This window comes from Microlunatus parietis (genome assembly GCF_013407955.1).
GTDB lineage: Bacteria > Actinomycetota > Actinomycetes > Propionibacteriales > Propionibacteriaceae > Microlunatus > Microlunatus parietis.
Genome location: NZ_JACCBU010000001.1, coordinates 899,467 through 924,243, shown reverse-complemented (window position 1 = coordinate 924,243; position 24,777 = coordinate 899,467). Strand labels below are relative to the sequence as shown.

Genomic DNA, 24,777 nt, shown 5'->3' with positions numbered 1-24,777 from the left:
GGGTCCTTCCGGTCGTCGAGACCGGATGCCCAGGCGGGCGGCATCGCGTTTGGGGTTACGTCTTCGCGGCTCCCTCCGGGTTCACTCCCGGGTACGCCAGTCACCGCGACAGCATGATCATAACCACAAGGCTCAGGGCGCGTCTCCATCGAAGGTTGCAGGCGGGATGAATCCGATGGCCGATGTGACTACGGCAGCCGCTGCCTAGCGTCGATGGGGTGACGACGACCTCCCCCGAATCCATCGCCTCGACACCCTCGACCACGACGAGACTGCACGGCCTGGATGCGCTGCGGGCCGGGGCGCTGCTGCTGGGCATCGTGCTGCACGGGCTGATCCCGTTCCTGCCCGACGGCGGCTGGCTCGTGGTCGACCGCTACCGGAGCGAGGCCGCGCTGGCCGTGGTCTACCTGATCCACCTGTTCCGGATGGTGCTGTTCATGACGCTGGCCGGCTACTTCGGCCGGATGGTGCTGCAGCGGCGCGGGCCTGGAGCCTACGTCCGAGACCGGGCGCTGCGGATCGGCCTGCCGGCGGTGGCGTTCTGGCCGCTCGCGGTCGGGTCACTCGCCCTGATCGCCATCGCGGCAGGGACCCTGGACACCTCCACGACGACCCAGGCCGCACCGGACGTGCCCGGGCCGCTGGCGGTGCTGATGCCGGGCCACCTCTGGTTCCTGGTCACCCTGCTGCAGCTGGTGCTGGTCACGGTCGCCGGCCGGGCCGTCCTGGTCCGGGTGCTGGGCCGGGAGCGTTCCGGCCGGCTCGCGGGCCGGATCGGCTCGGTGCTCGCCTCCCCGGCCGGAGTCGGGATCGCGGCGCTGCCGTACCTCGCGGGGCTGTTGCTGCAGGGCGGCCTGGGCGACCTCGGCATCCAGGAGCCGCCGACGATCGTCCCGGTGCCGGGCGCGTCGGTCGCCTACCTGGGCGCGTTCCTGACCGGCTGGTTCCTGCAGGCCCGGTCCGACGCGCTGCCGCGGGTGGGCGGGCGCTGGCCGGTCCTGCTGGTGCTCGCCGCGGTGCTGTCGGTGGTCGGGTGGTTCGGTCCGGACTGGTTGCCGGGCCCGGCCGCGTCGGCGGTGGCCGCGCTGGCCGGCTGGGCCTGGACGTTCGGCCTGCTCGGGCTCGCGGTACGGACGCTGCGGCGGGAGCGGCCGGCCATCCGCTACCTGGCCGACGCGTCCTACTGGATGTATCTGCTGCACCTGCCGCTGCTGGTGCTGATCGAGCTCGGGCTGCGCGATCTGACCTGGCCGATCCCGGTCAAGCTGCTGATCGCGTTCACCGGCTGCACGGCGGTCCTGCTGCTCACGTACGACCTGCTGGTCCGGTCCACCTGGATCGGCCGCTGGCTCAACGGCCGCCGGTATCGGTCCGCCTTGGTACGGTGGGCGACGACATGGAGCAGGCGAGTTCAGATCCGGCCGCGGCGTACGCCAGGTTCCGGCAACGGCAGCTGAGCCCGCAGCTGGCGGAGTTCGCGGGCGGCTACGGCTTCGAGCTGGACGACTACCAGCGCGAGGCGTGCGCCCATGTCGAGAGCGGATCCGGCGTGCTGGTCGCGGCGCCGACCGGGGCCGGCAAGACGATCGTCGGCGAGTTCGCGGTCTTCCTGGCGTTGCGGAGTGGTCGGAAGTGCTTCTACACCACGCCGATCAAGGCGCTGTCCAACCAGAAGTACGCCGACCTGGTGCGCGCCCACGGCGCCGCGTCGGTCGGCCTGCTGACCGGCGACACCTCGATCAACTCCGAGGCGCCGGTGGTCGTGATGACCACCGAGGTGCTGCGCAACATGATCTACGCCCGGTCCGCGACGCTGGCCAACCTCGGCTACGTGGTGATGGACGAGGTGCACTACCTGGCCGACCGGTTCCGCGGCGCGGTCTGGGAGGAAGTGATCATCGGGCTGGCCGAGTCGATCCAGCTGATCGCCCTGTCGGCGACCGTGAGCAACGCCGAGGAATTCGGCGAGTGGCTGACCGAGGTGCGCGGCGACGTCGCCGTCGTGGTGTCCGAGCGGCGGCCGGTGCCGCTGTTCCAGCACGTCATGGTGGGCAAGCGGATCCATGATCTTTTCGCCGACGTGGCGCCGACCGCGCAGGCGACGCCGCAGCCCGGCAAGGCCGAGGTGAACCCGGAGTTGATCAAGATCGCCCGGGACGAGGGCCGCCGGGTCCGGGACGACTCGCGGCGGCCGCGCGGCCGGACCGGGAAGGGCAAACGCACCGTCGCGTACGGCAGCGGGCGGTACGGCGGCGCCGCGCACAAGCGGTTCGCCGACGGTGGCGCCGGACGGCCGTCCCGATCGATGGTGCCGAGCCGGCCGGACCTGGTGGAGCGGCTGGACGCCGAGGCCCTGCTGCCGGCGATCGTGTTCATCTTCTCCCGGGTCGGCTGCGACGCGGCGGTCGGGCAGCTGCTGGCGTCGGGCATCAAGCTCACCTCGCCGGAGGAGCGCCGGGATATCTCGCTGATCATCGAACGGCACGTGTCAGGTCTCAGCGGCGCCGATCTGCGCGCTCTTGATCATGGTCGGTTCGCCGAGGCGCTGGAGCGGGGGATCGCGGCCCATCACGCCGGGATGCTGCCCGCCTACAAGGAATGCGTGGAGGAGGCGTTCGTCCGCGGGTTGATCAAGGTCGTGTTCGCGACCGAGACGCTGGCGCTCGGGATCAACATGCCGGCCCGCAGCGTGGTGCTGGAGAAGCTGGTCAAGTACAACGGCGAATCGCACGCCGACATCACGCCCGGCGAATACACCCAGCTGACCGGACGGGCCGGCCGGCGCGGCATCGACATCGAGGGTCACGCCGTCGTGCTGTGGCAGCCGGGCCTCGACCCGCGGGCACTGGCCGGGCTGGCCTCGCGGCGGACGTACCCGCTGAAGTCGTCCTTCGCGCCCACGTACAACATGGCGGTGAACCTGGTCGGCACCGTCGGCCGGGAGCGGGCCAGAACCCTGCTGGAGCAGTCGTTCGCGCAGTTCCAGTCGGACCGGTCGGTGGTCGGCTGGGCCCGTACCCTCGCCAAGAACAGCGAGGCCGTCGCCGGCTACTGGGAGGCGGCCGAGTGCGAGCGCGGCGACTTCGCCGAGTACGCGAAGCTGCGCGCCGAGATCTCGGCGACGGAAGCCGAACTGGCCCGCAGCCGCAAGTCCGACCGCCGGGCCGAGGCGCTGGAGTCGTTGTTGATCTTGCAGCCCGGCGACGTGATCCGGGTGCCGCAGGGGCGGAGCCAGGGCTGGGCCGTGATCATCGACCCGGGCACCAGGGACCGCAAGGGTTCCTCGGATCCGCGGCCGCTAGTGCTGACCGAGGACCGGCAGGTACGACGGCTCAGCCTGGTCGACTTCCCGACCCCGGTGAAGGCGGTCAGCCGGATGAAGATCAACAAGCGGTTCGACCCGCGGGAACCGGCGTCCCGGCGCAACCTCGCCGCCGCGCTGCGATCCAAGCTGGCCGGAGTCGATCTTGATCCGCAGCGGCACCGGGTGCCGGCCGACCCGGAGCTCACCGAGCGGATCGCCGAGCTGCGGGAGCGGTTGCGGAACCATCCGTGCCACGAGTGCCCGGACCGGGAGGCGCACGCCCGCTGGTCCGAGCGCGCCCTCCGGCTGGAACGCGAGGTGGCCCAGACCGAGCGGCGGATGGCGTCGCGGACCAACACGATCGCGAACCGGTTCGACCGGATCTGCACCGTGCTGCAGTCGCTCGGCTATCTGGCCGACGGCGACGAGGTCACCGACGAGGGCCGGATGCTGGCCCGGATCTACAGCGAGCTGGACCTGGTCGCCGCCGAGTGCATTCGGGCCGGCGTCTTCGACGGGCTGAGCCATCCGCAACTCGCCGCCGTGCTGGCGTCGCTGGTGTTCGAGGCCCGGCGCAGCGATGACGGGATACGCCGGCCGCGGATGCCGGACAGTCGGACCGACGCGGCGATGACCCAGCTGCGGCGGATCTGGCGCGAGGTGTCCCTGGTCGAGCGGGACGCCCGGCTCGAGCCCGGGCCGGAGCCGGACATCGGCTTCAGCCAGGCCGCCTTCGCCTGGGCCGCCGGCCGGCCCTTGTCGGCGGTGCTCACCGACTCCGGCCTGACCGCGGGCGACTTCGTCCGCTGGGTCCGCCAGGTGATCGACTTCGCCGACCAGGTCGGCCACGCCGCCGGGCCCGGCGAGCTGCGGAACACGGCCCGGACGATCGTCACCTCGATGCGGCGGGGCGTCGTCGATTTCGTACCGGACGATTCGGACGACGTCTGACCCCTTGGCCCGACCCTGCTCCCGTAGGCTGACTCCGTGACACAGGAGCGGGGGCCCGGTGATCTGATCGACGGCCGGTTCCGACTGATCGAGCGCCTCGGTTCGGGTGCGATGGGGGCGGTCTGGCGGGCGCTCGACGAGGTGCTGCAGCGCGAGGTGGCGCTGAAGGAGGTCAAGCCGGCCGACCCGGGGCTGGCCACCGATCCCGAGTTCGCCGAGATGCTGCGGACCCGGGTGCTCCGAGAGGCCCAGGCACTGGCCCGGATCGACCACCCGCACGTCGTCACGATCCACCACATCGTCGACCTGCCCGGCGAGGTCCACCCGTGGCTGGTCATGGAACTCGTTCGCGGCGGCACGTTGGAGGACAGGCTCGCCTGCGGCCCGCTGCGGCCGGACGAGGTGGCCGAGCTGGGCCGCGGGCTGCTCGGCGCGCTGCGAGCCGCGCACGCCGCCGGGATCTGCCATCGCGACGTCAAGCCGGCGAACGTGCTGCTCCGGCCGGACGGCAGCCCGGTGCTGACCGACTTCGGCATCGCCGACCTCGCCGACACGTCCCGGCTGACGATGACCGGCGGGCTGACCGGGTCGCCGGCCTACATCGCCCCGGAGCGCCTGTACGGCAGCGAGGGCAATCCGGCCTCGGACCTGTGGTCGCTCGGCATGCTGCTGTACGTGGCCGTCGAGGGGAACCACCCGCTGCGCCGGGCGACGGCGGCCGCCACTCTGGCCGCGGTGATGTCCGGCGTGGTCCCGGCCGCGACCCGGGCCGGGGCGCTCGATCCGGCGTTGCGCGCGGTGCTGGTCGCCGATCCGGCCCGCCGGGCGAACGCCGAGCAGCTCGACGCGCTGCTGGTCCGGGCCCTCCAGCTGCCGCCCGCCGGCCTGGTCGTTGCCTCTCCGCTGCCGTACCCGACGTCGGCCGGCTCCCCGTACCCGGTGGCCGCCAGCGCCGGCTCACCCGCCGTCCAGTCCCTGCCCGGGGGCGGTCAGGGTTCGGCGACGAACCAGCTCTGGCCCCAGGTGCCGCCCAAGGAGCCGGCTTCGACGAAGCGCCGGTCCGGCGTCGGGGTCAGCGTCGCCATCGGCGCCCTGATCCTGGCACTGATCGCGGGTGCCGCGCTGATCGGCAACGCCGTGGTGCCGTGGTTCCGGCAGCAGGCGCTGTCGGCCGAGCAGCGCCCCGAGTGGTCCCCGTCGGCCGACGACGAGCCGGTGGACCCGCCTGCGGACAGGCCTACGAAGGAAGCTGCGAAGCCGACGCCCCGTGATTCACCCGAGGCCGCGAAGACCGTATCGCTGCACACCGAGAAGGGCATGGAGCAAGCGATCCGGGCGCTCAAGAAGAAGGCCGGCACCACGAGGTTCAGCCGGGTCGTCGTCTATCCGGACTACGCGGTCGCCGACGTACCCGTGAAGGGACGCAAGGGTGCCATCGACCGGTACAGCTATCGCGACGGCGTCGCCGAGCAGTCGACCTCGTCCAATGCCGGCCGGGAGGTCAAGGCGGTCGATGCGGCGCGGATCGACTGGAGCATCCTGCCGTCCCTGATGAAGCAGGCCAACAATCGCCTGAATCTGAAGAAGCCGGAGAACCGCTATCTGATCTTGGACGGCACGGGCATCTTCACCGACGGTGAACCGGTGATCATGGTCTACCTCACCGACAAGTACGGCGGCGGCTATCTCACGGCCGACCTGGACGGCACGGTGATCGAGGTCAATCCGGCCCAGTAGCCCGTCCGGAGGCACGGAGGCTCCCGGGACGTGTTCCGCGGGGCTCCGCGTCCCGCGCTCCCGTAGGCTGAGCCGGGTGACACAGGAGCGCGGGCCCGGTGATCTGATCGACAACCGGTTCCGACTGATCGAGCGCCTCGGTTCGGGCGCGATGGGCGCGGTTTGGCGTGCTCTGGACGAGGTCCTGCAGCGCGAGGTGGCGCTGAAGGAGGTCAGGCCGGCCGACCCAGGGCTGCTGGCCGATCCGGATTTCGCGCAGATGCTGCGGACCCGGGTGCTGCGCGAGGCGCAGGCGCTGGCCCGGATCGATCACCCGCACGTCGTCGCGATTCACAACATCGTCGACGTGCCCGGTGAGTTGCATCCGTGGCTGGTGATGGAACTGGTCCGCGGCGGCACCCTGGACGACAGACTGGCCGCGGGTCCGATGGCGCCCGCCGAGGTGGCTGCGATGGGCCGCGGGCTGCTCGGGGCGCTGCGGGCGGCGCATGCCGCCGGGATCTGCCACCGAGATGTGAAGCCGGCGAACGTGTTGCTGCGGCCGGACGGCCGTCCGGTGCTGACCGACTTCGGTATCGCCGATCTGGCCGACACGTCGCGGCTGACCATGACCGGTGAGCTGACCGGGTCGCCGGCCTACATCGCCCCCGAGCGGTTGCACGGCAAGGAGGGCAACCCGGCCTCCGACCTGTGGTCCTTGGGGATGCTCCTGTACGTGGCCGTCGAGGGCGTCCACCCGTTGCGGCGGTCCACCGCGGTGGAGACCCTGGCCGCCGTGATGTCCGGGGTCGTTCCGGCGGCGACCCGGGCCGGGGCTCTGGGGCCGGCGCTGGAAGCGGTGCTGGTCGCCGATCCGGCTCACCGGGCGACCGCGGAGCAGCTGGACCCGCTGCTGGCCCGCGCTCTCCTCCCCAACGAGCCCGGCGCGCCCGAGTCCAGCGGGCCCGGGCTCGTGGCGTCGTCTGCCGGCTCCCCGGGCCCGGCGGTAGCGAGCGGGGGCTCGCCCGCCGAACCGTCGCTGTCCGGTCATCCCGCGGACAGCGCCGCCGTCTCGAGTTCCGCGACCACCCAGCGCCTGACCGTCGAGCCGCCGCCGCGGCAGAGAAGACGCCGGCCGCGCGCCGTCGCCTGGGCGGTCATCGGGACGTTGGTGCTGGCGCTGATCGCCGGTGCTGCCTCGGCCGGGTTCGTGCTGGTACCGCGGTTCCAGGCGGCGCTCGCGGGCCAACCGTCCGGCGGTACGGAACCGACGACGTCGACCGAGGTCCCCGAACCGGTGAACCTGCACACCGAGGACGGCATGGAGGAGTTGATCAAGGTCCTCGAGGAGGCCGCCGGCACGACGGAGTTCAACCATTTCATCGTGTACGAGGACTCCGCTCTGGCCAGTGTCCCGGTCGACGGCGATCCGGAATCGGTCGACACCTACCTGTATCGGGACGGCACCGCCGAGCTGTGGCAGTCGGGCCCCGGAGAACCGGACGCCAGGACGGTCGACGTGTCCGAGATCGACTGGGATGTCCTGCCCAAGCTGCTGAGCCGGGCCGGCAAGAACCTGAAGACGGACAAGTCGACCAGCCGCGAGGTGTGGGTCGAGTACGACCCCTTCTACGGCACCCGGGTGATCAAGGTCCTGCTGTCGGGCAAGGCCGGCAACGGTGGCCGGCTGATCGCCCACCTGAACGGGGAGGTCATCGACATCATTCCTTCCGAGTAGCCATCCCAGGGCTACGGCGGCATGGTGATCGATGTCTCTTCGGACGTCCCTTCGTCGAGGCGCCAAGCGCCGAAGTAGAGCTCGGAGCGAGTCACGGTGGTGATGAGGCTCCGCGCCGAGACCGTGCGCATGAAGTCGATGACCGGCACCGCATCATCGGAGGCGAGACTCATCCGAAGTCGGCTGCGGAGTGATCAGCAGGATCCTCGGGGATGACGGGCTCCTCGCGCGACTCGGACGAACCGAGCCGCGCGAGCAGATCTCCGACCGGGTCATCGTCGAGGTTGCGTACGAGCATCTGGGCCATCGGGTCACCTCCATGATCGTTGCTTTCGATGATCTCACGGGCGTCGTCAGCGCAGTGCGCGCTGGACGGCGACGCACATGATCAGCGCGACCGCGACCAGCGCCCCGGCGATCCATGCCGGGCCCTGCAGCCCGAGGCCGGTGTCGAGGGACAGCCCGGCGACCGCCGGGCCGAGCGCGGCGCCCACGTTGAGTGCCGCGGTCGCGTACGCGCCGGCCATCGTGGGTGCCCCGGACGCCGCGTAGAGCGCTCGTGCGATCAGGGTGCTGCCGACGCCGAACGACAGGGTGCCGAGCAGCAGCACGAGGATGATCAGCACGGCCGGATGCGCGGCGCCGAGCGCCAACGCGACCCAGCCGGCCAGCAGCACCGGGCCGCCGGTCATGATCACCAGCCAGGGCCGTCGGTCGGCCAGCCGGCCGGCGATCGTCACGCCGGCGAAGGACCCGAGGCCGAAGATCATCAGCGTCACCGGCACCCAGACCGGGGCCAGTCCGGCCAGGTCGGTGACCACCGGCGCCAGGAATGTGAACACGCCGAACGTCGCCGCGTTGACCAGCGCGCCGACCAGCAGGATCATGATCAACTTCGGCCGGCGCAGTTCACCCAGCTCCCGGCCGAGGTCGACCGACTGCCGGTCCGGGTCGGGCAGCCGTACGGCCAGGACGCCGAGCACGGCCGGCACGCACAGCACGGCGATCGCCCAGAACGTCGCCCGCCAGCCGAGGCCGGTGCCGAGCAGGGCGCCGCCGGGCACGCCGGCGATGGTGGCGAGGGTCGTACCGGCGAGCAAGATCGACAACGCACGGCCCTTGCGGTCGGCCGGCACCAGGGCGACGGCGACACTCAGCGCGACGGCGAGGAAGCCGGCGTTGGTCACGGCGGCGATCATGCGGGTCGCGAACAGCACGGCGAAGCTGTCGGTGAGCGCTCCGGCGACGTGGGCCACCAGGAACAAGATCAGGAAGCCAGCCAGGGCGGCTCGGCGCGGCCAACGCCGGGCGAAGACGACCATCAGCGGGGCGCCGACGACCATGCCGATCGCGAAGGCCGAGGTCAGCAGCCCGGCCGTACCGACCGGGACGGCGAGGTCGGTCGCCAGCGCCGGCACCAGACCGGCCAGCATGAATTCCGAGGTGCCCATGGCGAACACGGCCAGGGCGAGCAGATAGAGCGGGAAGGGCATGACGAGAAACTCCGAGGTGAGAGGGACGAGGGGTCGTCTCGGTCACCGCGGTCAGCGACGATCAGTTGATCAAGTTCAAGTGATCACGGGGCTGACGGATGACCGGCAGCCCCGGTCCTGTCTGCCTCCGGAGTCGTCACGGCCGCAACGCTAACCGGTCGGGCGCGGCGCCACCAACTCGATTTCGAAGCCGTCGCTGTTGATCAGGTACGCGGCGTAGTGCTCCGGCCCGCCGGCGTACGGGTGCCGGTCCGGGAACAGCAGCGTCCAGCCGTGCCGTACGCCCTCGTCGGCGATCCGGTCCACCGTCGCCCGGGAAGCGTTGAGCGCAAGGTGATTCAGCCCGGCCGCGGTCCGGCGGTGCGGTCCGGGCAACACGTCCGGGGACTGCTCGACGACGACGTACGCGCCGTCGGCGGCCCGCCAGGACCGCCCGTCCTGCCAGTTCTGGTGCAACGACCAGCCCAGTTCGCCGAACAGCCAGGCCCATTCCGGCTCGGCCCGGGCCAGGTCGGTCACCCAGAGCTCGACGTGATGGACCGACGTCCTCACCGGGCCTTCCTGGCTCGCGGCACGTGTATCCGCGACCGCTCCACTCATCCGCGACCGTTGCAACGGTCGCGCGGGCGAGGAACAGTCGCGGCTGGGGTTGAGGTTGTGTTCGTCAACGGGCCTGGCTGACCGTCGACATGTTGAAGTCCGGCACTCGGACCGGAGGCATGACCGTCCGGGTGAACCAGTCGTTCCACTCGCGGCAGAGTGTCTTCTCCGACCGGCCGACCTCGGTGATCCGGGACAGCAGGTCGACCGGGGACTCGTTGAACCGGAAGTTGTTCACGGCGCCGGTGATCTTGCCGTTCTCGATCAGGTAGACGCCGTCGCGGGTCAGCCCGGTCAGCAGCAGGGTCTGCGGGTCGACCTCGCGGATGTACCAGAGGCAGGTCAACAGCAGCCCACGCTCGGTGCCCGCGATCATCTCCTCGATCGTCGCGGTGCCGCCGCCGTCCATGATCAAGTTGTCGATCTCGGCGACGGCCGGCCGCCCGGAGGCCGATCTGGCCGCCCACGCCCGGGTCCGGATCAGCTCGTTGAGGACGCCGTCCTTGACCCATTCGGTACGGGACAAGGGCATCCCGTTGTCGAACACCGAGCTGTTCTCACCGGACCTGCCGGTGATCACGAACGGGTCGCACTCGATGCCCGGCGCGGCCGGGTCGGAGGCGAGCGTGATCGGCAACTCGCTCAGCCGCTGCCCGATCCTGGTGCCGCCTTGCTTGTTGGAGTAGACGTTCCGGCCCTCCTCGGCGGCCCTCGCGCCGGCGGTCCAGTAGGCGTAGATCATCAGGTCGGCGATCGCGCCGGGCGGCAGGATCGTCTCGTACCGGCCGGGCGGCAGGTCGACCGGGTTGGCGTGCCAACCGAGCCGCTGGTTCACCTCGGCCACCAGCCCGGGGACGTCGAGGTCGCTGAAGTCGGCCGTCGCCGCCCCGATCCAGGCGGACGCGGTCAGGTCGGCCGTCTTCGCGTTCAATTCGAGCCGGCCGCTCTGCTGCACCGACCGGCGGCGCAGGCCGTCGCCGGTGGCGAGATAGCTGGTGGTAACGATGTGCTCGGCGAACCCGAACAGCAGCCGGCCTTCGTCGCCGGCCTGCCGGAACGCGTCGCCGAGCGCGGGCGCGACCGCGGTGAACACGTCGATGTCGGTGCCGGCCGGCGGCTCGTCGAAGTCGGCGTCCGGCTCACCGGCGGGCAGCGGCTCGGCGGCGTCATCGGCGGCGGCGGAGGCCCGGGCCGACCGTTCGGCGGCGGCCACCTGACCGGCCACGTCATGATCATCTCCGGCCTGCCGGCTGATCACGCCGGCCGCCGTGCCGCCGGTGACCTCGGCGAAGCTGATCACGGTGAGGTCCCGGCCGTGCATCTGGCCGTTGGTGGTGAGCTGGTTGTTGGCCCAGCGCAGGTTCGCCTGGTACGTCTCGCGGACCAGCACCGTCACCGGCAGCGTGGCGGCCGCCAGGGCGTCGGTGATCAACTGCTGGGCGGACGTCTTGGTCCCGGATTCCATCGCTGCCATCACTGGCCCCCCTCGGACACGGTGTTCAGGATGTTGACCTGGCGGAACAGCGCCGACGGGCAGCCGTGCGACACCGGCGCGATCTGGCCGGGCTGTCCCTTGCCGCAGTTGAAGGCTCCGCCCAGGTAGTACGTCTGCGGCCCTCCGACCGCCTCCATCGAGCGCCAGAAGTCGGTCGTCGTCGCCTGGTACGCCACGTCGCGCAGCTGGTGCGTGATCTTGCCGTTCTCGATCGCGTAGAAGCGCTGCCCGGTGAACTGGAAGTTGTAGCGCTGCATGTCGATCGACCAGGACTTGTCGCCGACGATGTAGATGCCGCGGTCGACCCGGCCGATCAACTCGTCGGTGCTCGGGCCGTTCTCGGCCGGCTGCAGCGACACGTTCGGCATCCGCTGCATCGGGATGTGGCCGGGGGAGTCGGCGAACGAGCAGCCGTTGGAGCGAAGCCCGCGGGCGGCGGCCATCTGCCGATTCAGTTGGTAGCCGACCAGGGTGCCCTCGGTGATGATCGGGAACGTCTGCCCGGCCACGCCCTCGTCGTCGTACCCGACGGTGGCCAGACCATGATCGACTTCGCGGTCGCCGGTCACGTTCATGACTTCGCTGCCGTAGTGCAGCGTGCCGAGTTGATCAACGGTCGCGAACGACGTGCCGGCATAGGCGGCCTCGTAGCCGAGCGCCCGGTCCAGCTCGGTGGCGTGCCCGATCGACTCGTGGATGGTCAGGTAGAGGTTGGTCGGGTCGATCACCAGGTCGTAGCGGCCCGCCTGGACCGACGGCGCCTTCGCGTGCGCGGCCAGCAGCTCCGGCAACTCGGCCACCTCGGCGTCGAAGTCCCAGCCGGTGCCGGTCAGATACTCCCAGCCGCGGCCGGTCGGCGCGGCCAGCGTGCGCATCGACGCGAAACCATGATCACCGACGCTGATCGCGGTCAGCTCGGGCTGCAGCCGGACCCGCTGCTGGATGGTCGTGGTGCCGGCCAGATCGGCGTAGAACTTGTTCTCCAGCACGTACCAGAGCTGGGCCTCGGCGTGGTTCACGCCGTCCGCGGCGAGCAGTCGGTCGCTCAGTTCGATCATCCGGCCGTCCTTCTCGGCATCGGCCACCTGGAACGGATCGAGCTCGTACGCCGAAACCCAGGTCGCGTCGGCGTAGACCGGTTCCGGCGCCAGCTCGACCCGCTCGGTGGTCAGCGGGCGGGACACCTGGGCCGTCCGGACGGCCTGCTCGGCCAGGCCGGCGGCCGCGTCCGTACCGAGGACGATGCCGGCCGCGAATCCCCAGGTGCCCTGGTGCACCACCCGGACCGCGAGGCCCAGCGTCTCGTCGTCCACCGCGGTCTCGATCTTGCTGTCGCGGTAGTTGCGGAGGCTCTGTTTGATCCGTTCGATCCGGACGTCGGCATGTTCGGCGCCGAGGTCCCGGGCCCTGCTCAGGGCCGCGTCGGCGACCGCGCGGAGGGGCAGGTCGGTGAAGGTCTGATCGAGCGCGGGCATGCTGCCGACCCTACCTGCGCGGCCGCCGCGGCGAAGCCGATTTCCCAAGGTCGGCGGGACCGGTGCCCCGGTGGCGATCCGCGACGTCGATCGGCGAGGATGGCGGGATGGGAGAGGTTTTCGCCGGCCGGTACGAACTCGTCGATCTGCTGGACGAGGGCGGCATGGGGACGGTCTGGCGTGCCTGGGATCTGCGCGAGTCGGCGTACCGGGCGGCGAAGGTGCTGAAGCAGTCCGACAGTGCGTCGCTGCTCCGGTTCGTCCGGGAGACCTCCTGGCGGATCGATCATGAGCACGTGATCACGCCGCTGGGCTGGGTCGGCGAGGACGACCGGGTGCTGTTCACCATGCCGTTGGTCCGGGGCGGCACCGCGGCGTTGTTGATCAAGGACTACGGCCGGCTGCCGCCGCTCTGGGCGATCACCCTGCTGGACCAGCTGCTGCAGGCCCTGGCCGCCGTGCACGCGGTCGGCCTGGTGCACCGGGACGTGAAGCCGAGCAACCTGCTGCTGGAGGCGACCGGGCGGGACCGGCCGGTGCTCCGGCTGACCGACTTCGGCATCGCGGCGGCCGTCGACGACCCGCGGCTGACCCGGGTCGGCGAGGTGATCGGCACTCCGGGCTATCTGTCCCCGGAGGCCGCGTACGGCGCCGATCCGGATCCGCGGCAGGACCTCTACGCCGCCGGCCTGGTCACCCTCGAACTGCTCACCGGCGTGAAGCCGGGGCCCCGCCCTGAGATCCCGGCCGAGCTGCAGGCCAGCCCGCTCGGCCCGCTGCTGGGTCGGCTGCTGGCGCCCCACCCGGCCGAACGGATCGGCTCGGCCGAGCAGGCCCGGGCCGAGCTCGCCACGATCCGGTGGTGGGGCGACCCCGGCGCCGAGATCGAGGTCTTCGACCACCTGCCGCCGCTGCCGGCCGGCTGGCTCCCGGACGGGCCGGCGACCCGGCCCCGGCCGCAGCCCGCCGCCGTTTCGGCCGTCTCGGCCGCCAGCGCGCCGGGACCGGTGTCGCCGCCGCAGCAAGCGCCGGAGCAGCCGTCGACCAAGCCCGATCCGGTCCTCCCGTACGCTCCGGCGTCGGGGCAGGTGGCGGCCGGGCCGCGGCCGGCGCTGGCCCCGGAGCGGCGGCGCCGGCTGACCGGGATCGCGATCGCCGCGGTCGGGCTCGGCGCGGTCTGCCTGATCGTCGCGCTGGTGTTGCTGCTGACCTGACCGCCGCTGTTCTCGTACCCTGGAGTCCGTTAACTCATGCAAACGGAGGTCGGTTCGATGGCGGCACCGGACGAGGTCGAGCGGGCCCGCGCGGAACAGACGAGGCTGTACGGCGACACGCTGCAGCGACTGGTCGGGCGCTACTGCGCGGCGCTCGGGCTGAGTCAGGGCAAGCTGGCCGAGCTGCTCGGGGTCTCGGCGCCGATGCTGTCCCAGTTGATCAACGGGCACCGGGTCAAGCTGGCCAACCCGGCCAGTGGGGAGCGGCTGCGGCTGCTGCACGAGGCCGTCGCCGACGTCGAGCTGGGCCGGCTCACACCCGTCGAGGCGATGGCCCAGGTCACCGAGGACCGCTCCGGCGATGTGCTCACGGCCCGTACCCGATCGGTGTCGCGGAACACGGTCCGCCAGGTGCAGGAGGTGTTCCGGCTGGCCGCCGGAGCCGACGAATATGCGGCCGTCGCTGCGGAGGTCCGCGACCGCCATCCCGCGGTCGCGGACCTGCTCCTCGCCTATGGGGTGTCCCGCACCGACGACGCGCTGCGCCACTTCGCCCGGATCACCGGCTCCAACGTCCCCTGAGCCTGTCGAAGGGCCGACGTGGTGCGGTCAGTGGCGGCGCAGCCAGACCAGCAGGCCGGTGCCGCCGCCGACCAGGACCACGGCCCCGGTGACCAGCGCCGCCGTCAACCCGGCCGGCGGTCCGGTCCGGCCGTCGTTCTCCGTACCCTCGCCTGAGCCACCGTCGCCGGGCTGGCCGTTGCCACTGGCCGGCGGGTTCGAGGCTGGCTGAGAGGCCGGCGGTTCGGGCGACTCGCTGGCCGGCGGCTCGCTCGACGGGGTCGCCGACGGACTCGGCGTCTCAGCGGGCGGGGGAGCGTCGTTGGCGTACTGCGGGGCGCCGTTCGGCGTTCCGATGACGCCGACGGTCAGCGTCATCGGGAGCGCGAAGGCGGGTTCGTCCTCGGCCTCTCGATCGAGCTGGATGGTCACGTAGAACTCGCCGGCCAGCGCGTTGTTCTGCTCGTCGCCGGAGCCGTCCCGGTTGGCCCAGCGGACCTCCTTGGTCTGCACCGCCACCTCGTTGCCCTGACGGGAGACGATGGACTGGTAGCCGGCCGGCTCGCCCTTGCCGAAGATCGCCTTCGCCGGGCCGCCGTACGGGGACAGCACGCCCACCGAGTAGCGCCGGGCACCGCGGGCCACCCACTCGTCGGCCTTGGCCAGCTTCGCGATCTGGCCGAGCACCTGAATCCGCTGGCCCCAGTCCGCCTTCACCTTGAACGTCTGGATCTCGCCCGGCATCACGTCGACCTTGTACGTCCCCGAGGTGATCGTCGGGGCATCGGCGAACGAACTGCCCGGCTGAATCGTCTTCGGGTTGCGCGGCGCCATCGACTGCCAGTGCGGGTCGTCCACCTCGGCCGGCAGCCCGACCCGGGTCGACACCGGCGGCTCCTCGTACACCCGGAGCTGGAATTTCTGCCCGGCCAGACTGTCCGAGAAATCCGTGAATCCCACGTGGAGCAGGAACTCCGTCGCCGCGAGGCAGTCCTTGTCCTTGGAGTGACTGCTGACGACGCCGCTCAGCAGCATCCGGGAATGCTTGCCGCCCAAGGCCGACGGGTAGGCCCAGCCGCAGGTCTCGTCCAGGTCCTCGGGGAGTACGAGCTTCATGGCGAGCTGGGTCCGCGAGGAGGGCGCCTGCAGGCTGGCGCCGATCCAGAACGTCGACTGCGCCTTGGTCCGCTTCAGGCGGTAGTACTTGACCGCCTCCGCCTCGGTCGGCAGCTTGTCGAGCCAGGAGCCCGGCCCGAGGTCCGGCGCCGTGGCCGGCTCGTCGCTGCCGGTGATCGGGGTTCCGCCGAGCCGGAACGGGCGGAAGGCCCGGGTGGACAGCCGGCTCAGGCTCTCCTCGAGCTCCTCGGTGTCGTCGGCGTCGTAGTAGTCGCCGTTGCCCTTGTCGGCGACGCAGCGCAGCTGCCGCTCGGCCTTGCCGGAGACGTTGAACCCGACCACGTCGATCTTCAGGTCGATCCCCGCGTCGGCGATCTTCTGGGCGACCGGGCACGGATCCGGTACGCAGGTCTCCTCGCCGTCGGAGACCAGCAGAATGGTCCGCTGCCCCTCGGTGCCGAGGTCCTTCGCCGCCTGCTCCAGCGAGTACGCGATCGGCGTCTCGCCGTACGGCTTGTACTTCCCGATCGCCGCCTTCAGCTTGGCCTGGTTCCCGGTGCCGATCGGCACCACCAGCTGGGTGTCCTGACAGGCGCCCTCGTCCTTGCGGTCGAACACCGTGGCGCCGTAGACCCGCATACCGACCTGGGCCTGGTCGGGCAGCGCGTCGACGACGTTGTTCAGCGCGGTCTTGGCGGCCTCGATCTTGGTCTTCCCGTCGCCCGCCTTCTCCTTCATCGACCCGGACGAGTCGAGGACGAGCAGCAGCTTGCCGTTGCCGTCCTCGGCCGAGGCCGGAGCCATCCCGACCAGCGTCAGGGTGACCAGGATCAGTCCCCCGAGGGCAGCGGCGGTGATCCGCCGAAGTCGTGATCGCCTACTCATTGTGCGTCCTCCCCGCGATCCATGTTTACGAGTGCAAATCTGTGTTTACTATTGCAAACGCGCGGGTCGTTGGCAAGTGCACACGTGGGCCGGTTTCGTCCGCGTCTGGTTCGGACTCCGGCCGAGCATCGCACATTGAACCGGCCAGCCCCAACGAGCGACCGAGCTCCCTGACTGGACGGAAACGGCAGCGGAATCGCTTCGGAAGCTGCCCTGATCGTCCACTCGGCGGGCGCGTCGGAGTCGCCGCTCGGCGGAATCGCCCGGGTGCAGCGAGGTTTCGCGGGGGTTGGCCGGGTGCGGAAGGGCGCGGGCTTCGGCTCTGTGGCGCCACGCTGCTCCGCCGACGGCTTCGGGGCTCCCGGGCTTCATCGAGTGGACGATCATGGCAGCGAAATCAGCCGGCCTCGGAGCTGCCCTTATCGTCCACTCAGTGAGTGCGGCGGTCGAAGAGTTGGGACCACTCTGAAGGGAAGTGTGGTGCAGGGCCGGCGTAGCCGCGGCGGCGCAGGTGATCGTGGACGATGTGGACGAGGCCGCGCGGGTCCCGCATCCGGGCGGCGGTCACCCTGATCACGGCGTAGCCGGCAGCGATGAGTTCCTCCATCCGCTCGATGTCGACGCTCCACTGCCATCCATCCGTACGGTGCTGGTCGCCCTCGTACTCGACGGCGACCCGAAAGTCGTCGTACAGCAGATCGACCTCGGCGATCCGGTGTACGTCGTCGCCGACCGACACATTGCAGCGGGGCTCCGGGAGGCCGGCCAGCGTCAGGAGCAGGCGGAGCTCGGACTCCTTGGGGGAGCGGGCCGTCGATCGGGTCAGTTGCGCAGCCCTCCGAGCCGTACGGCAGCCTCGGCCCGAAGCGGCGTCGGCTGCGGCGACGAGATCGGGGCCGGTCGCCCGGCCGAGTCGCACCAACCAATCCGCGGCGGCAACGGCTTCGACCAGATCAAGTTCGCGGCAGGCGTCGACCCAGGCGGCCACGGGCCGGGCGACCCGTCGAGACTGTTCGGGCAGTGTGCGGGTCCGCGACAGGCTGATTCCTGCAGTGCGTCGGCGCAGGGCCGTTGCGGACGCCAGCCGGATCGGACTCGTGTTCCCGACCGTGATCCCGTGCAGCTGCAGGGCCGTGACGCCGGTGATCACCGCGTCGGCCGGGGCGATCAGGAGCGCTGCGGCACAGCGATCGGCCAGCGTCGGTTCGGCGTCCGCCGGCAGGTAGACACCGCGCAGCACCCGCTGGTACCGCAGTCCCCGCGGTCGCCGCCCGTGCACCTTCTCCCACCGGGCGAGGAGCGCTCGCTGTTCGGGGGCGCTCATTCCAGGCCGTAGCCGAAGAGTGGCTGTGCCTCGGGCGTCATCGAGTAGCCGCGTTGCCAGGGCATCCGGCCCTCCGGATCCGGCCAGACGAGTTGGAGGGCCCGGTCGGCGTGACCGTAGACGGCGGTGACCACACCGAGCTCGCTCAGGTCGGTCATGTCGACCGCTGTCAGGGTTAGTCCGTTGCCGATCACGCGTTCCAGCCGGTCGCCGGGGCGGATGCTCTCTCCTCCGACCAGCCGCTCCGCAACCTGGTTGAGCAGACTCTGCGCCAATCTGGCCGGCAGGCCGAAGATGGCCAACTCGGGATGGCCGGCCGTCGTCAGGCCAACGGTGTAGGCGAATCCGGGTTCGGGATCGCCGATGTCCGGCTCGACGGCGACGACTGACCAGCCGCAGTCGTCGATCTTGGTCAGGACATCGAGCAGGTACGAGTCGATGTCAAAGGTTGGCATCGATGACCACCTCCGCGCTTGCGCTGGCTGAGGCAATCCGATTGCGGCGACCACGGAGACTCAGGACACTGTCCCGGTGCTCGAACTCCGTGTGCTGACCCCGGACGACTGGACGCTGTGGCGGGACCTGCGCCTGGCGTCCCTGCGCGACGCCCCGTACGCCTTCGGCTCGAAGCTGGCCGACTGGGCGGACGCGCCGGAGCAGCGCTGGCGGGAGCGGCTGGACCGGCCCAACTGGCACCATGTCGCCGCGCTGCACGACGACCGGCCAGTCGGCGTTTTGACCGGGCTGCCGGCCGAGGAGGTGGACGTGGCCGAGCTGTTGTCGTTCTGGGTCTCGCCCGAGGCCCGGGGGCAGGGTGTGGTGGCCGCGCTGGTCGGAGCCGTCGAGACCTGGGCTTCAGACCGTCGGGCCGGGGTCCTCCGGCTGACCGTACGGTCGGACAACGCGCGGGCGATCGCGTTCTATCGCCGGTACGGATTCGTCGACACCGGCCGGCCCGGGCACGCGCTGCTTGGCGGGGGCGCGGAGCTGATCTTCGAGAAGCCCGCTCAGTCGGTCGGAATAGGGTAGGCCCGTGACTGTAGCCGTGCGCGTGATCCCGTGCCTCGACGTCCACGGCGGACGCGTGGTCAAAGGGGTGAACTTCGTCGACCTGCGCGACGCCGGCGACCCGGTCGAACTGGGTTCGGTGTACGACGCCGAGGGGGCCGACGAGCTCACCTTCCTCGACATCTCCGCCTCGGTCGAGGGTCGCGAGACGACGCTCGAGGTGGTCCGGCGGACGGCGGAGACGGTGTTCATCCCGCTCACCGTCGGCGGCGGCGTCAGCTCGGTCGCCGACGTGGACACCCTGCTCCGCGCCGGTGCCGACAAGGTCGCGATCAACACGGGGGCGATCCACCGGCCCGAGGTGATCGGCGAGATCACCCGCCGGTTCGGCAACCAGGTGCTGGTGCTGTCGGTCGATGCCCGCCGGTCGCCGGACCAGCCGTCCGGCTTCGAGGTGACCACCCATGGCGGCCGGAAGAGCGCCGGGCTGGACGCGATCGAGTGGGCCCGCCGCGGCGTCGACCTGGGCGTGGGGGAGATCCTGCTCAACTCGATGGACGCGGACGGGACCACGTCGGGCTTCGACCTGGACATGATCGCGGCGGTACGGGCCGTGGTCGACGTCCCGTTGATCGCCTCCGGCGGCGCCGGCCGGGCCGAGGACTTCCCGCCCGCCGTCGACGCCGGTGCGGACGCCGTGCTCGCGGCCAGCGTGTTCCACTTCGGTACGCTGCGGGTCGCCGACGTGAAGGCGGCCCTCGCCGCCGCCGGCTACCCGGTACGTACGCCCGTCGGCGCCGGAGGTGGACACTCGTGAGCCGTCGGGTCTGGCTGCCCTTCCAGGATCTCGCCGAGGCCGAACGCCGGCTCGGCGGCATCCCGGACGGGCTCGAGGTGGACTGCTTCCCCGGCGACGGGGAGTGGCCGGACTCCATCGCCGAGGTCGAGTTCTACGTGCTGTCCAAGGCACCCAAGGAGGCCTTCTCCCGGGCCGCGGAGATGAAGAGCCTCAAGATCGCCCAGATCCTCTACGCCGGGTACGAGGGCGTCCTGCCGCACGTCCCCGAAGGCGTGACGCTGTGCAACGGCGGCGGCATTCACGACACCGCGACGTCGGAGATGGCGATCGCGCTGGCGCTGGCCAACGGCCGGCACCTGGACGAGTTCGCCCGCAACCAGGCCGAGGGCCTGTGGCGGGGCCGGATGGGCGTCGGGCTGGCCGACCAGCGGGTGCTGATCCTCGGCTACGGCCGGATCGGCGCGGCGATTGAGCGTCGGCTGGCCGGCTTCGAGGTCGCGTCGGTGACCCGGGTCGCCCGCCGAGCCCGTACCGAACCGGAGGTGTATCCGGTCGACCGACTGCCGGACCTGCTGCCGGAAGCCGACATCGTGTTCGTGATCGCGCCGCTGACCCCGCAGACCGAGGGGATCATCGACGCGGCAGCGCTGAAACTGTTGCCGGACAATGCGCTGGTGGTCAACGTCGCCCGCGGCCGGCTGATCGACACCGACGCCCTGGTGGCCGAGACGAGCACCGGCCGGATCCGGGCCGCGCTCGACGTCACCGATCCCGAGCCACTGCCGCCGGACCATCCGCTCTGGCGGATTCCCGGGGTCACGATCGTGCCGCACGTCGGGGGTGCCAGCACCGCGGGTGAGCCGCGGTCGGACCGCTTCCTGGCGAACCAACTGCGCCGCTACGCCGCCGGCGAGGAACTGGAGAACGTGATCAATGGCTGATCCGGACTGTGTCTTCTGCAAGATCATCAGCGGGGAGTTCCCGTCCCGCCGGGTGTACGAAGATGATCATGCGATCGCCTTCCTCGACCTGCAGCCCTGGCACCGCGGGCACACCCTGGTGGTGCCGCGCGAGCACGTGGCGAGCGTCGTCGAGGGTGCTCCGGTGATGGCCGAGCTCGGCCCGGCGATCGACCACTGCGCCCGGCTGCTGGTGGACCGGCTCGACGCCGACGGGCTGAACGTCGCCTCGTCGGCCGGTGCGGTCGCCGGCCAGGAGGTGTTCCACCTGCACGTCCACCTGATCCCGCGCTACGCCGACGCGCCCGGCCTGCGCAATCTGATCAAGCCGCAGCCGGCCGAGCCGGCCGAACTGGACGCCGTGCTGGCGCAGATCAACGGAGCCGCATGACCTTGACCAAGGACCAGGAAACGATCACGCGGCGGGTCACCGGCCGGACCCTCGGCCGGCTGGCCCTGGAACTGCTGCCGCCGTTCGCCGTCGCGTTGGTGATCTTGCCGTTCGTGATCTCCTTCGACGGCAGCTACTTCCCCTGGGAGCCGCAGACGATCGACCTGCAGGTGTACGTCTACGCCGTTAAGGATCTGCTGGCCGGCAAGGACATCTTCGCCACCACGACGCCCGGCTGGGGCCTCTACTTCATCTACCCGCCGATCGCGGCGATCCTGATGATCCCGCTCGCCTTCGGCCCGTACGCGATGTGGCAGGTGCTCTGGACCCTCGGCCTGGTGGCGGCCCAGCAGACCGTACTGCGGCGTTGCGGGGTGCCGCGCGGCTGGAAGCTCGCGGTGATCGGGATCGTCGTCGTCCTCGCGGTGGAGCCGATCCGGACCACGCTCGGGTACGGCCAGGTGAACACCCTGCTGATGGCGCTGGTGATCATGGACCTGCTGCCGGACCGGCCGGGGGAGCGGCGGCTGCTGCCGCGCGGCATCCTGATCGGCCTGGCCGCGGCGATCAAGCTCACTCCGGCGCTGTTCGTGATCTTCCTGTTCCTGATCGGGAAGCGACGCCCGGCGATCACCGCCATGATCAGCTTCGGCGTGCTGACCGGCATCGGCGCGATCTTCCTCTGGCCGCAGACGGCGTCGTTCTTCGGCGGGCTGCTGGCCGGCGACACCCGGACCGCGTCCCCGCTCTATGTCGGCAACCAGGCGTTGTCCGGCGTGTTCTTCCGGGTGCTCGGCGACTCGCGCGAGATCACCCTGGCCAGCCTCGCGATCGGCGGGCTGATCGCCCTGATCGGGACCGCGGTCGCGGCTCAGTGGTGGCGCCGCCGGCAGTACGCGTTCGCCGTCGGACTGGTCGGCCTGTGCACCTGTCTGGCCTCACCGCTGTCCTGGACCCATCACTACGTCTGGATCCTGCCGCTCGCGGTGGCGGTGGTGCTGCGGGTGCAGCGACCGGTGTCGCTGGAGCCGCTGCCGCTCTGGACCAAGATCATCGGCGGTGCCTGGGTGGTCTGGGTCTGTGCCTGCCCGGCGCTGGCCCTGCTGCCGTACGGTCAGGGCAAGGAGCTCGCGTACTCGCCGCTGCAGGACTTCGTCGGGCTGTTCGGACCGGTGCTCGGCACGATCATGATCATCGCCCTCGCGGTCGCGGAAGTGCGCCGCAACACGGTCCGTACCAGTGGGAAGCACGCGGTCGGCGGGGCGTAGATTACGGCGCTATGACCACCGATACGACCCCCGGTCCCGACATCAAGCCGCGCTCCCGCGCGGTGACCGACGGCCTCGAGGCCACGGCGGCCCGCGGCATGCTCCGCGCGGTCGGTATGGGCGACGACGACTTCGCGAAGCCGCAGGTCGGCGTCGCGTCCAGCTGGAACGAGATCACCCCCTGCAACCTGTCCCTGGACCGGCTCGCCAAGGCGGTCAAGGACGGCGTCCACGCCGCGGGCGGTTATCCGCTGGAGTTCGGCACCATCTCGGTGTCGGACGGCATCTCGATGGGTCACGTCGGCATGCACTACTCGCTGGTCAGCCGCGAGATCATCGCCGACTCCGTCGAGACGGTGATGGAGGCCGAGCGGATGGACGGCTCCGTGCTGCTGGCCGGCTGCGACAAGTCGCTGCCCGGCATGCTGATGGCGGCCGCGCGGCTCGACCTGTCCTCGGTCTTCCTGTACGCCGGTTCGATCATGCCGGGCCGGGTCGGCGACAAGGACGTGACGATCATCGACGCGTTCGAGGCGGTCGGTGCCTGCGTCCGCGGCCTGATCACCCGCGAAGAGGTCACCGAGATCGAGAAGGCGATCTGCCCGGGCGAGGGCGCCTGCGGCGGCATGTACACGGCGAACACCATGGCCAGCGCGGCCGAGGCGCTGGGCATGTCGCTGCCCGGTTCGGCCTCGCCGCCGGCGGTGGCCCGCCGCCGCGACACGTACGCCCGCCAGAGCGGCGAGGCCGTCGTCGAGCTGCTCCGCCGCGGCATCACGGCGCGGCAGATCATGACCAAGGAGGCCTTCGAGAACGCGATCGCCGTCGTGATGGCGTTCGGCGGTTCCACCAACGCGGTGCTGCACCTGCTGGCGATCGCCAACGAGGCCGAGGTCGAGCTGAGCCTGGACGACTTCGTCCGGGTCGGCAAGAAGGTGCCGCACCTGGGCGACCTGAAGCCGTTCGGCCGGTACGTGATGAACGACGTCGACCGGGTCGGCGGCGTCCCGGTCGTGATGCGGGCCCTGCTCGACGCGGGCCTGCTGCACGGCGACTGCCTGACCGTGACCGGCAAGACGATGGCCGAGAACCTGGCCGACATCAACCCGCCGGACGTCGACGGCACCATCGTCCGGGCGCTGTCGAACCCGATGCACCCGACCGGCGGCATCACCATCCTGAGCGGGTCGCTCGCGCCGGAGGGGGCGGTCGTCAAGAGCGCCGGCTTCGACACGACGGTGATCACCGGCACGGCGCGGGTGTTCGACGGCGAACGGGCCGCGATGGACGCCCTGGAGGACGGCACGATCACCGCGGGCGACGTCGTGGTGATCAGGTACGAGGGTCCGAAGGGCGGCCCCGGCATGCGCGAGATGCTGGCGATCACCGGCGCGATCAAGGGCGCCGGCCTCGGCAAGGACGTCATGTTGATCACCGACGGCCGGTTCTCCGGCGGCACTACCGGCCTCTGCGTCGGCCACATCGCCCCGGAGGCCACCGAGGGCGGCCCGATCGCCCTGGTCGAGAACGGCGACAAGATCACCCTCGACGTCGCCAACGGCACCCTGGACGTGGACCTCTCCGCCGAGGAGCTGCAGCGTCGGCGCGAGGCCTGGACGCCGGTCGAGCGGCCGGCTCCGCGCGGTGTGCTGGCCAAGTACGCCAAGCTCGTCCAGTCCGCCAACGTCGGCGCCATCTGCACCTGATCATGGAACCGGCCGGCATCGTGGTGACCGGCGGCGGCCAGGGCATCGGCCGGGCCGTCGTCGATCGCCTGCTCGCCGACGGCCACCGGGTGATCATCATCGAGCTCGAGCCGGCGGTCACCGCCTGGGCCGATGATCATCCGGCGGCCGACCGGCTCGGCGTCGTCACCGGCAGCGCCGCCGACCCGGCCGTGACCGAACGGGCCGCCGACCTGGCCGGGCCGCTGGCCGGCTGGGTCAACAACGCCGCCGTGTTCCGGGACGCCTCCGTGCACGCCGACCCGCCGGAAGCCGTGCTGGACGCGATCACGCTGAATCTGGCGCCGGCCGTGGTGGGCTGCACGACCGCCGTCCGCCGGTTCCGGGCCGCCGAGACCCCGGGCGCGATCGTCAACGTGTCCTCACACCAGGCGCGTCAGGCGGTGCCCGGCGCGACCCCGTACGCGACGGCGAAGGCGGCCGTCGAAGGCCTGACCCGAGCCCTGGCCGTGGAGTACGGCCGGGACGGCATCCGGGTCAACTGCGCCGCCCTCGGTTCGATCACCACCGCCCGCTACGAGCGCTACCTGGCCGACCTCGGCCCCGACGGCGCCGCCGCCACCGAACGCGAGATGGCCGCCATCCACCCGCTCGGCCGGGTCGGCCGCCCCGAGGAGGTCGCCGCCACCATCGCCTTCCTGCTCTCGCCCGACGCCGGCTTCATCACCGGCGCCGTCGTCCCGGTCGACGGCGGCCGTACCGTCCTGGCCCGCGACCCCGAGGCCCGCTGAC

At 71.1% G+C, this 24,777-nt stretch carries 22 protein-coding genes and 1 riboswitch; of the genes, 13 read left to right on the top strand and 9 right to left on the bottom strand.

All coding sequences use genetic code 11. The features are described 5' to 3' along the window. Positions 1-20: 20 nt before the first annotated feature. Positions 21-114: riboswitch (ZMP/ZTP riboswitch) on the bottom strand. A 104-nt stretch (positions 115-218) separates the two neighbouring features. The 4 genes from BKA15_RS04425 (at position 219) to BKA15_RS04410 (ending at position 7,712) form a co-directional block, all read left to right on the top strand. Next, entirely contained in the window at positions 219-1,460 is a 1,242-nt protein-coding gene (locus BKA15_RS04425) for an acyltransferase family protein (RefSeq protein ID WP_312878818.1), read from the top strand. Next, positions 1,400-4,258, top strand: coding sequence for a DEAD/DEAH box helicase (locus BKA15_RS04420; RefSeq protein WP_179748432.1), 2,859 nt, complete (start codon positions 1,400-1,402; stop codon positions 4,256-4,258). Before BKA15_RS04425 ends, BKA15_RS04420 begins: the two co-directional genes overlap by 61 nt. Positions 4,259-4,294: 36 nt before the next feature. Beyond that, positions 4,295-5,995, top strand: coding sequence for a serine/threonine-protein kinase (locus BKA15_RS04415; protein ID WP_218871066.1), 1,701 nt, complete (start codon positions 4,295-4,297; stop codon positions 5,993-5,995). Positions 5,996-6,071: 76 nt separating this feature from the next. Further along, positions 6,072-7,712 (top strand): serine/threonine-protein kinase, encoded by a 1,641-nt coding sequence (locus BKA15_RS04410; RefSeq protein ID WP_218871065.1) that lies wholly within the window; start codon positions 6,072-6,074, stop codon positions 7,710-7,712. Between the two features lie 11 nt (positions 7,713-7,723). Here BKA15_RS04410 and BKA15_RS04405 read toward each other — a convergent pair whose 3' ends face one another. From BKA15_RS04405 to BKA15_RS04380, 6 genes are all read right to left on the bottom strand, one after another. Then, on the bottom strand, positions 7,724-7,885 hold the full coding sequence (locus BKA15_RS04405) for a hypothetical protein (RefSeq protein ID WP_179748430.1): 162 nt from the start codon (positions 7,883-7,885) through the stop codon (positions 7,724-7,726). Continuing rightward, positions 7,882-8,019: a hypothetical protein gene (locus BKA15_RS04400; protein WP_179748428.1), complete on the bottom strand. Its 138-nt coding sequence runs from the start codon at positions 8,017-8,019 to the stop codon at positions 7,882-7,884. Before BKA15_RS04400 ends, BKA15_RS04405 begins: the two co-directional genes overlap by 4 nt. A gap of 46 nt (positions 8,020-8,065) precedes the next feature. Next, entirely contained in the window at positions 8,066-9,205 is a 1,140-nt protein-coding gene (locus tag BKA15_RS04395; RefSeq protein WP_179748425.1) for a Cmx/CmrA family chloramphenicol efflux MFS transporter, read from the bottom strand. Between the two features lie 150 nt (positions 9,206-9,355). Next, positions 9,356-9,757 carry a VOC family protein gene (locus tag BKA15_RS04390; RefSeq protein ID WP_312878817.1) on the bottom strand — a complete coding sequence of 134 codons (402 nt, stop codon included), beginning with the start codon at positions 9,755-9,757 and terminating at the stop codon, positions 9,356-9,358. 112 nt (positions 9,758-9,869) lie between these two features. Beyond that, complete coding sequence (locus BKA15_RS04385) at positions 9,870-11,279, bottom strand: metallopeptidase TldD-related protein (RefSeq protein ID WP_246322255.1); 1,410 nt, start codon at positions 11,277-11,279, stop codon at positions 9,870-9,872. Next, complete coding sequence (locus tag BKA15_RS04380; protein ID WP_179748421.1) at positions 11,279-12,775, bottom strand: TldD/PmbA family protein; 1,497 nt, start codon at positions 12,773-12,775, stop codon at positions 11,279-11,281. The genes BKA15_RS04385 and BKA15_RS04380 overlap by 1 nt, the downstream gene beginning before the upstream one ends. Positions 12,776-12,882: 107 nt before the next feature. Here BKA15_RS04380 and BKA15_RS04375 point away from each other — a divergent pair, with 107 nt between their 5' ends. After that, entirely contained in the window at positions 12,883-13,989 is a 1,107-nt protein-coding gene (locus tag BKA15_RS04375) for a serine/threonine-protein kinase (RefSeq protein ID WP_179748419.1), read from the top strand. A gap of 57 nt (positions 13,990-14,046) precedes the next feature. Continuing rightward, positions 14,047-14,571 (top strand): helix-turn-helix domain-containing protein, encoded by a 525-nt coding sequence (locus BKA15_RS04370; RefSeq protein WP_179748417.1) that lies wholly within the window; start codon positions 14,047-14,049, stop codon positions 14,569-14,571. 27 nt (positions 14,572-14,598) lie between these two features. Here the strand turns inward: BKA15_RS04370 and BKA15_RS04365 are convergent, their stop codons facing one another. The 3 genes from BKA15_RS04365 to BKA15_RS04355 all read right to left on the bottom strand — a co-directional run bounded on the left by BKA15_RS04365 (position 14,599) and on the right by BKA15_RS04355 (position 18,330). After that, positions 14,599-16,551: a vWA domain-containing protein gene (locus BKA15_RS04365; protein ID WP_179748415.1), complete on the bottom strand. Its 1,953-nt coding sequence runs from the start codon at positions 16,549-16,551 to the stop codon at positions 14,599-14,601. A 430-nt stretch (positions 16,552-16,981) separates the two neighbouring features. Continuing rightward, complete coding sequence (locus BKA15_RS04360; protein ID WP_179748413.1) at positions 16,982-17,875, bottom strand: hypothetical protein; 894 nt, start codon at positions 17,873-17,875, stop codon at positions 16,982-16,984. Then, entirely contained in the window at positions 17,872-18,330 is a 459-nt protein-coding gene (locus BKA15_RS04355; protein WP_179748411.1) for a DUF4262 domain-containing protein, read from the bottom strand. Before BKA15_RS04355 ends, BKA15_RS04360 begins: the two co-directional genes overlap by 4 nt. Before the next feature lie 76 nt (positions 18,331-18,406). Between BKA15_RS04355 and BKA15_RS04350 the strand changes: the two genes are divergently transcribed. The 7 genes from BKA15_RS04350 to BKA15_RS04320 are packed head-to-tail and all read left to right on the top strand — an operon-like array spanning position 18,407 to position 24,776. Next, a complete protein-coding gene (locus BKA15_RS04350; RefSeq protein WP_179748409.1) occupies positions 18,407-18,904 on the top strand; it encodes a GNAT family N-acetyltransferase in 498 nt (165 codons plus the stop codon). Between the two features lie 4 nt (positions 18,905-18,908). Further along, entirely contained in the window at positions 18,909-19,700 is a 792-nt protein-coding gene (gene hisF / locus BKA15_RS04345) for an imidazole glycerol phosphate synthase subunit HisF (protein ID WP_179748407.1), read from the top strand. Further along, positions 19,697-20,623 carry a 2-hydroxyacid dehydrogenase gene (locus BKA15_RS04340; protein WP_179748406.1) on the top strand — a complete coding sequence of 309 codons (927 nt, stop codon included), beginning with the start codon at positions 19,697-19,699 and terminating at the stop codon, positions 20,621-20,623. The genes hisF and BKA15_RS04340 overlap by 4 nt, the downstream gene beginning before the upstream one ends. Then, positions 20,616-21,032 (top strand): HIT family protein, encoded by a 417-nt coding sequence (locus BKA15_RS04335; protein ID WP_179748404.1) that lies wholly within the window; start codon positions 20,616-20,618, stop codon positions 21,030-21,032. The genes BKA15_RS04340 and BKA15_RS04335 overlap by 8 nt, the downstream gene beginning before the upstream one ends. Next, entirely contained in the window at positions 21,029-22,300 is a 1,272-nt protein-coding gene (locus tag BKA15_RS04330; RefSeq protein WP_179748401.1) for a glycosyltransferase 87 family protein, read from the top strand. Before BKA15_RS04335 ends, BKA15_RS04330 begins: the two co-directional genes overlap by 4 nt. A gap of 11 nt (positions 22,301-22,311) precedes the next feature. Beyond that, complete coding sequence (ilvD, locus tag BKA15_RS04325; protein WP_179748400.1) at positions 22,312-24,006, top strand: dihydroxy-acid dehydratase; 1,695 nt, start codon at positions 22,312-22,314, stop codon at positions 24,004-24,006. Between the two features lie 2 nt (positions 24,007-24,008). Beyond that, positions 24,009-24,776, top strand: coding sequence for an SDR family NAD(P)-dependent oxidoreductase (locus BKA15_RS04320; protein WP_179748398.1), 768 nt, complete (start codon positions 24,009-24,011; stop codon positions 24,774-24,776). Position 24,777: the final 1 nt, after the last annotated feature.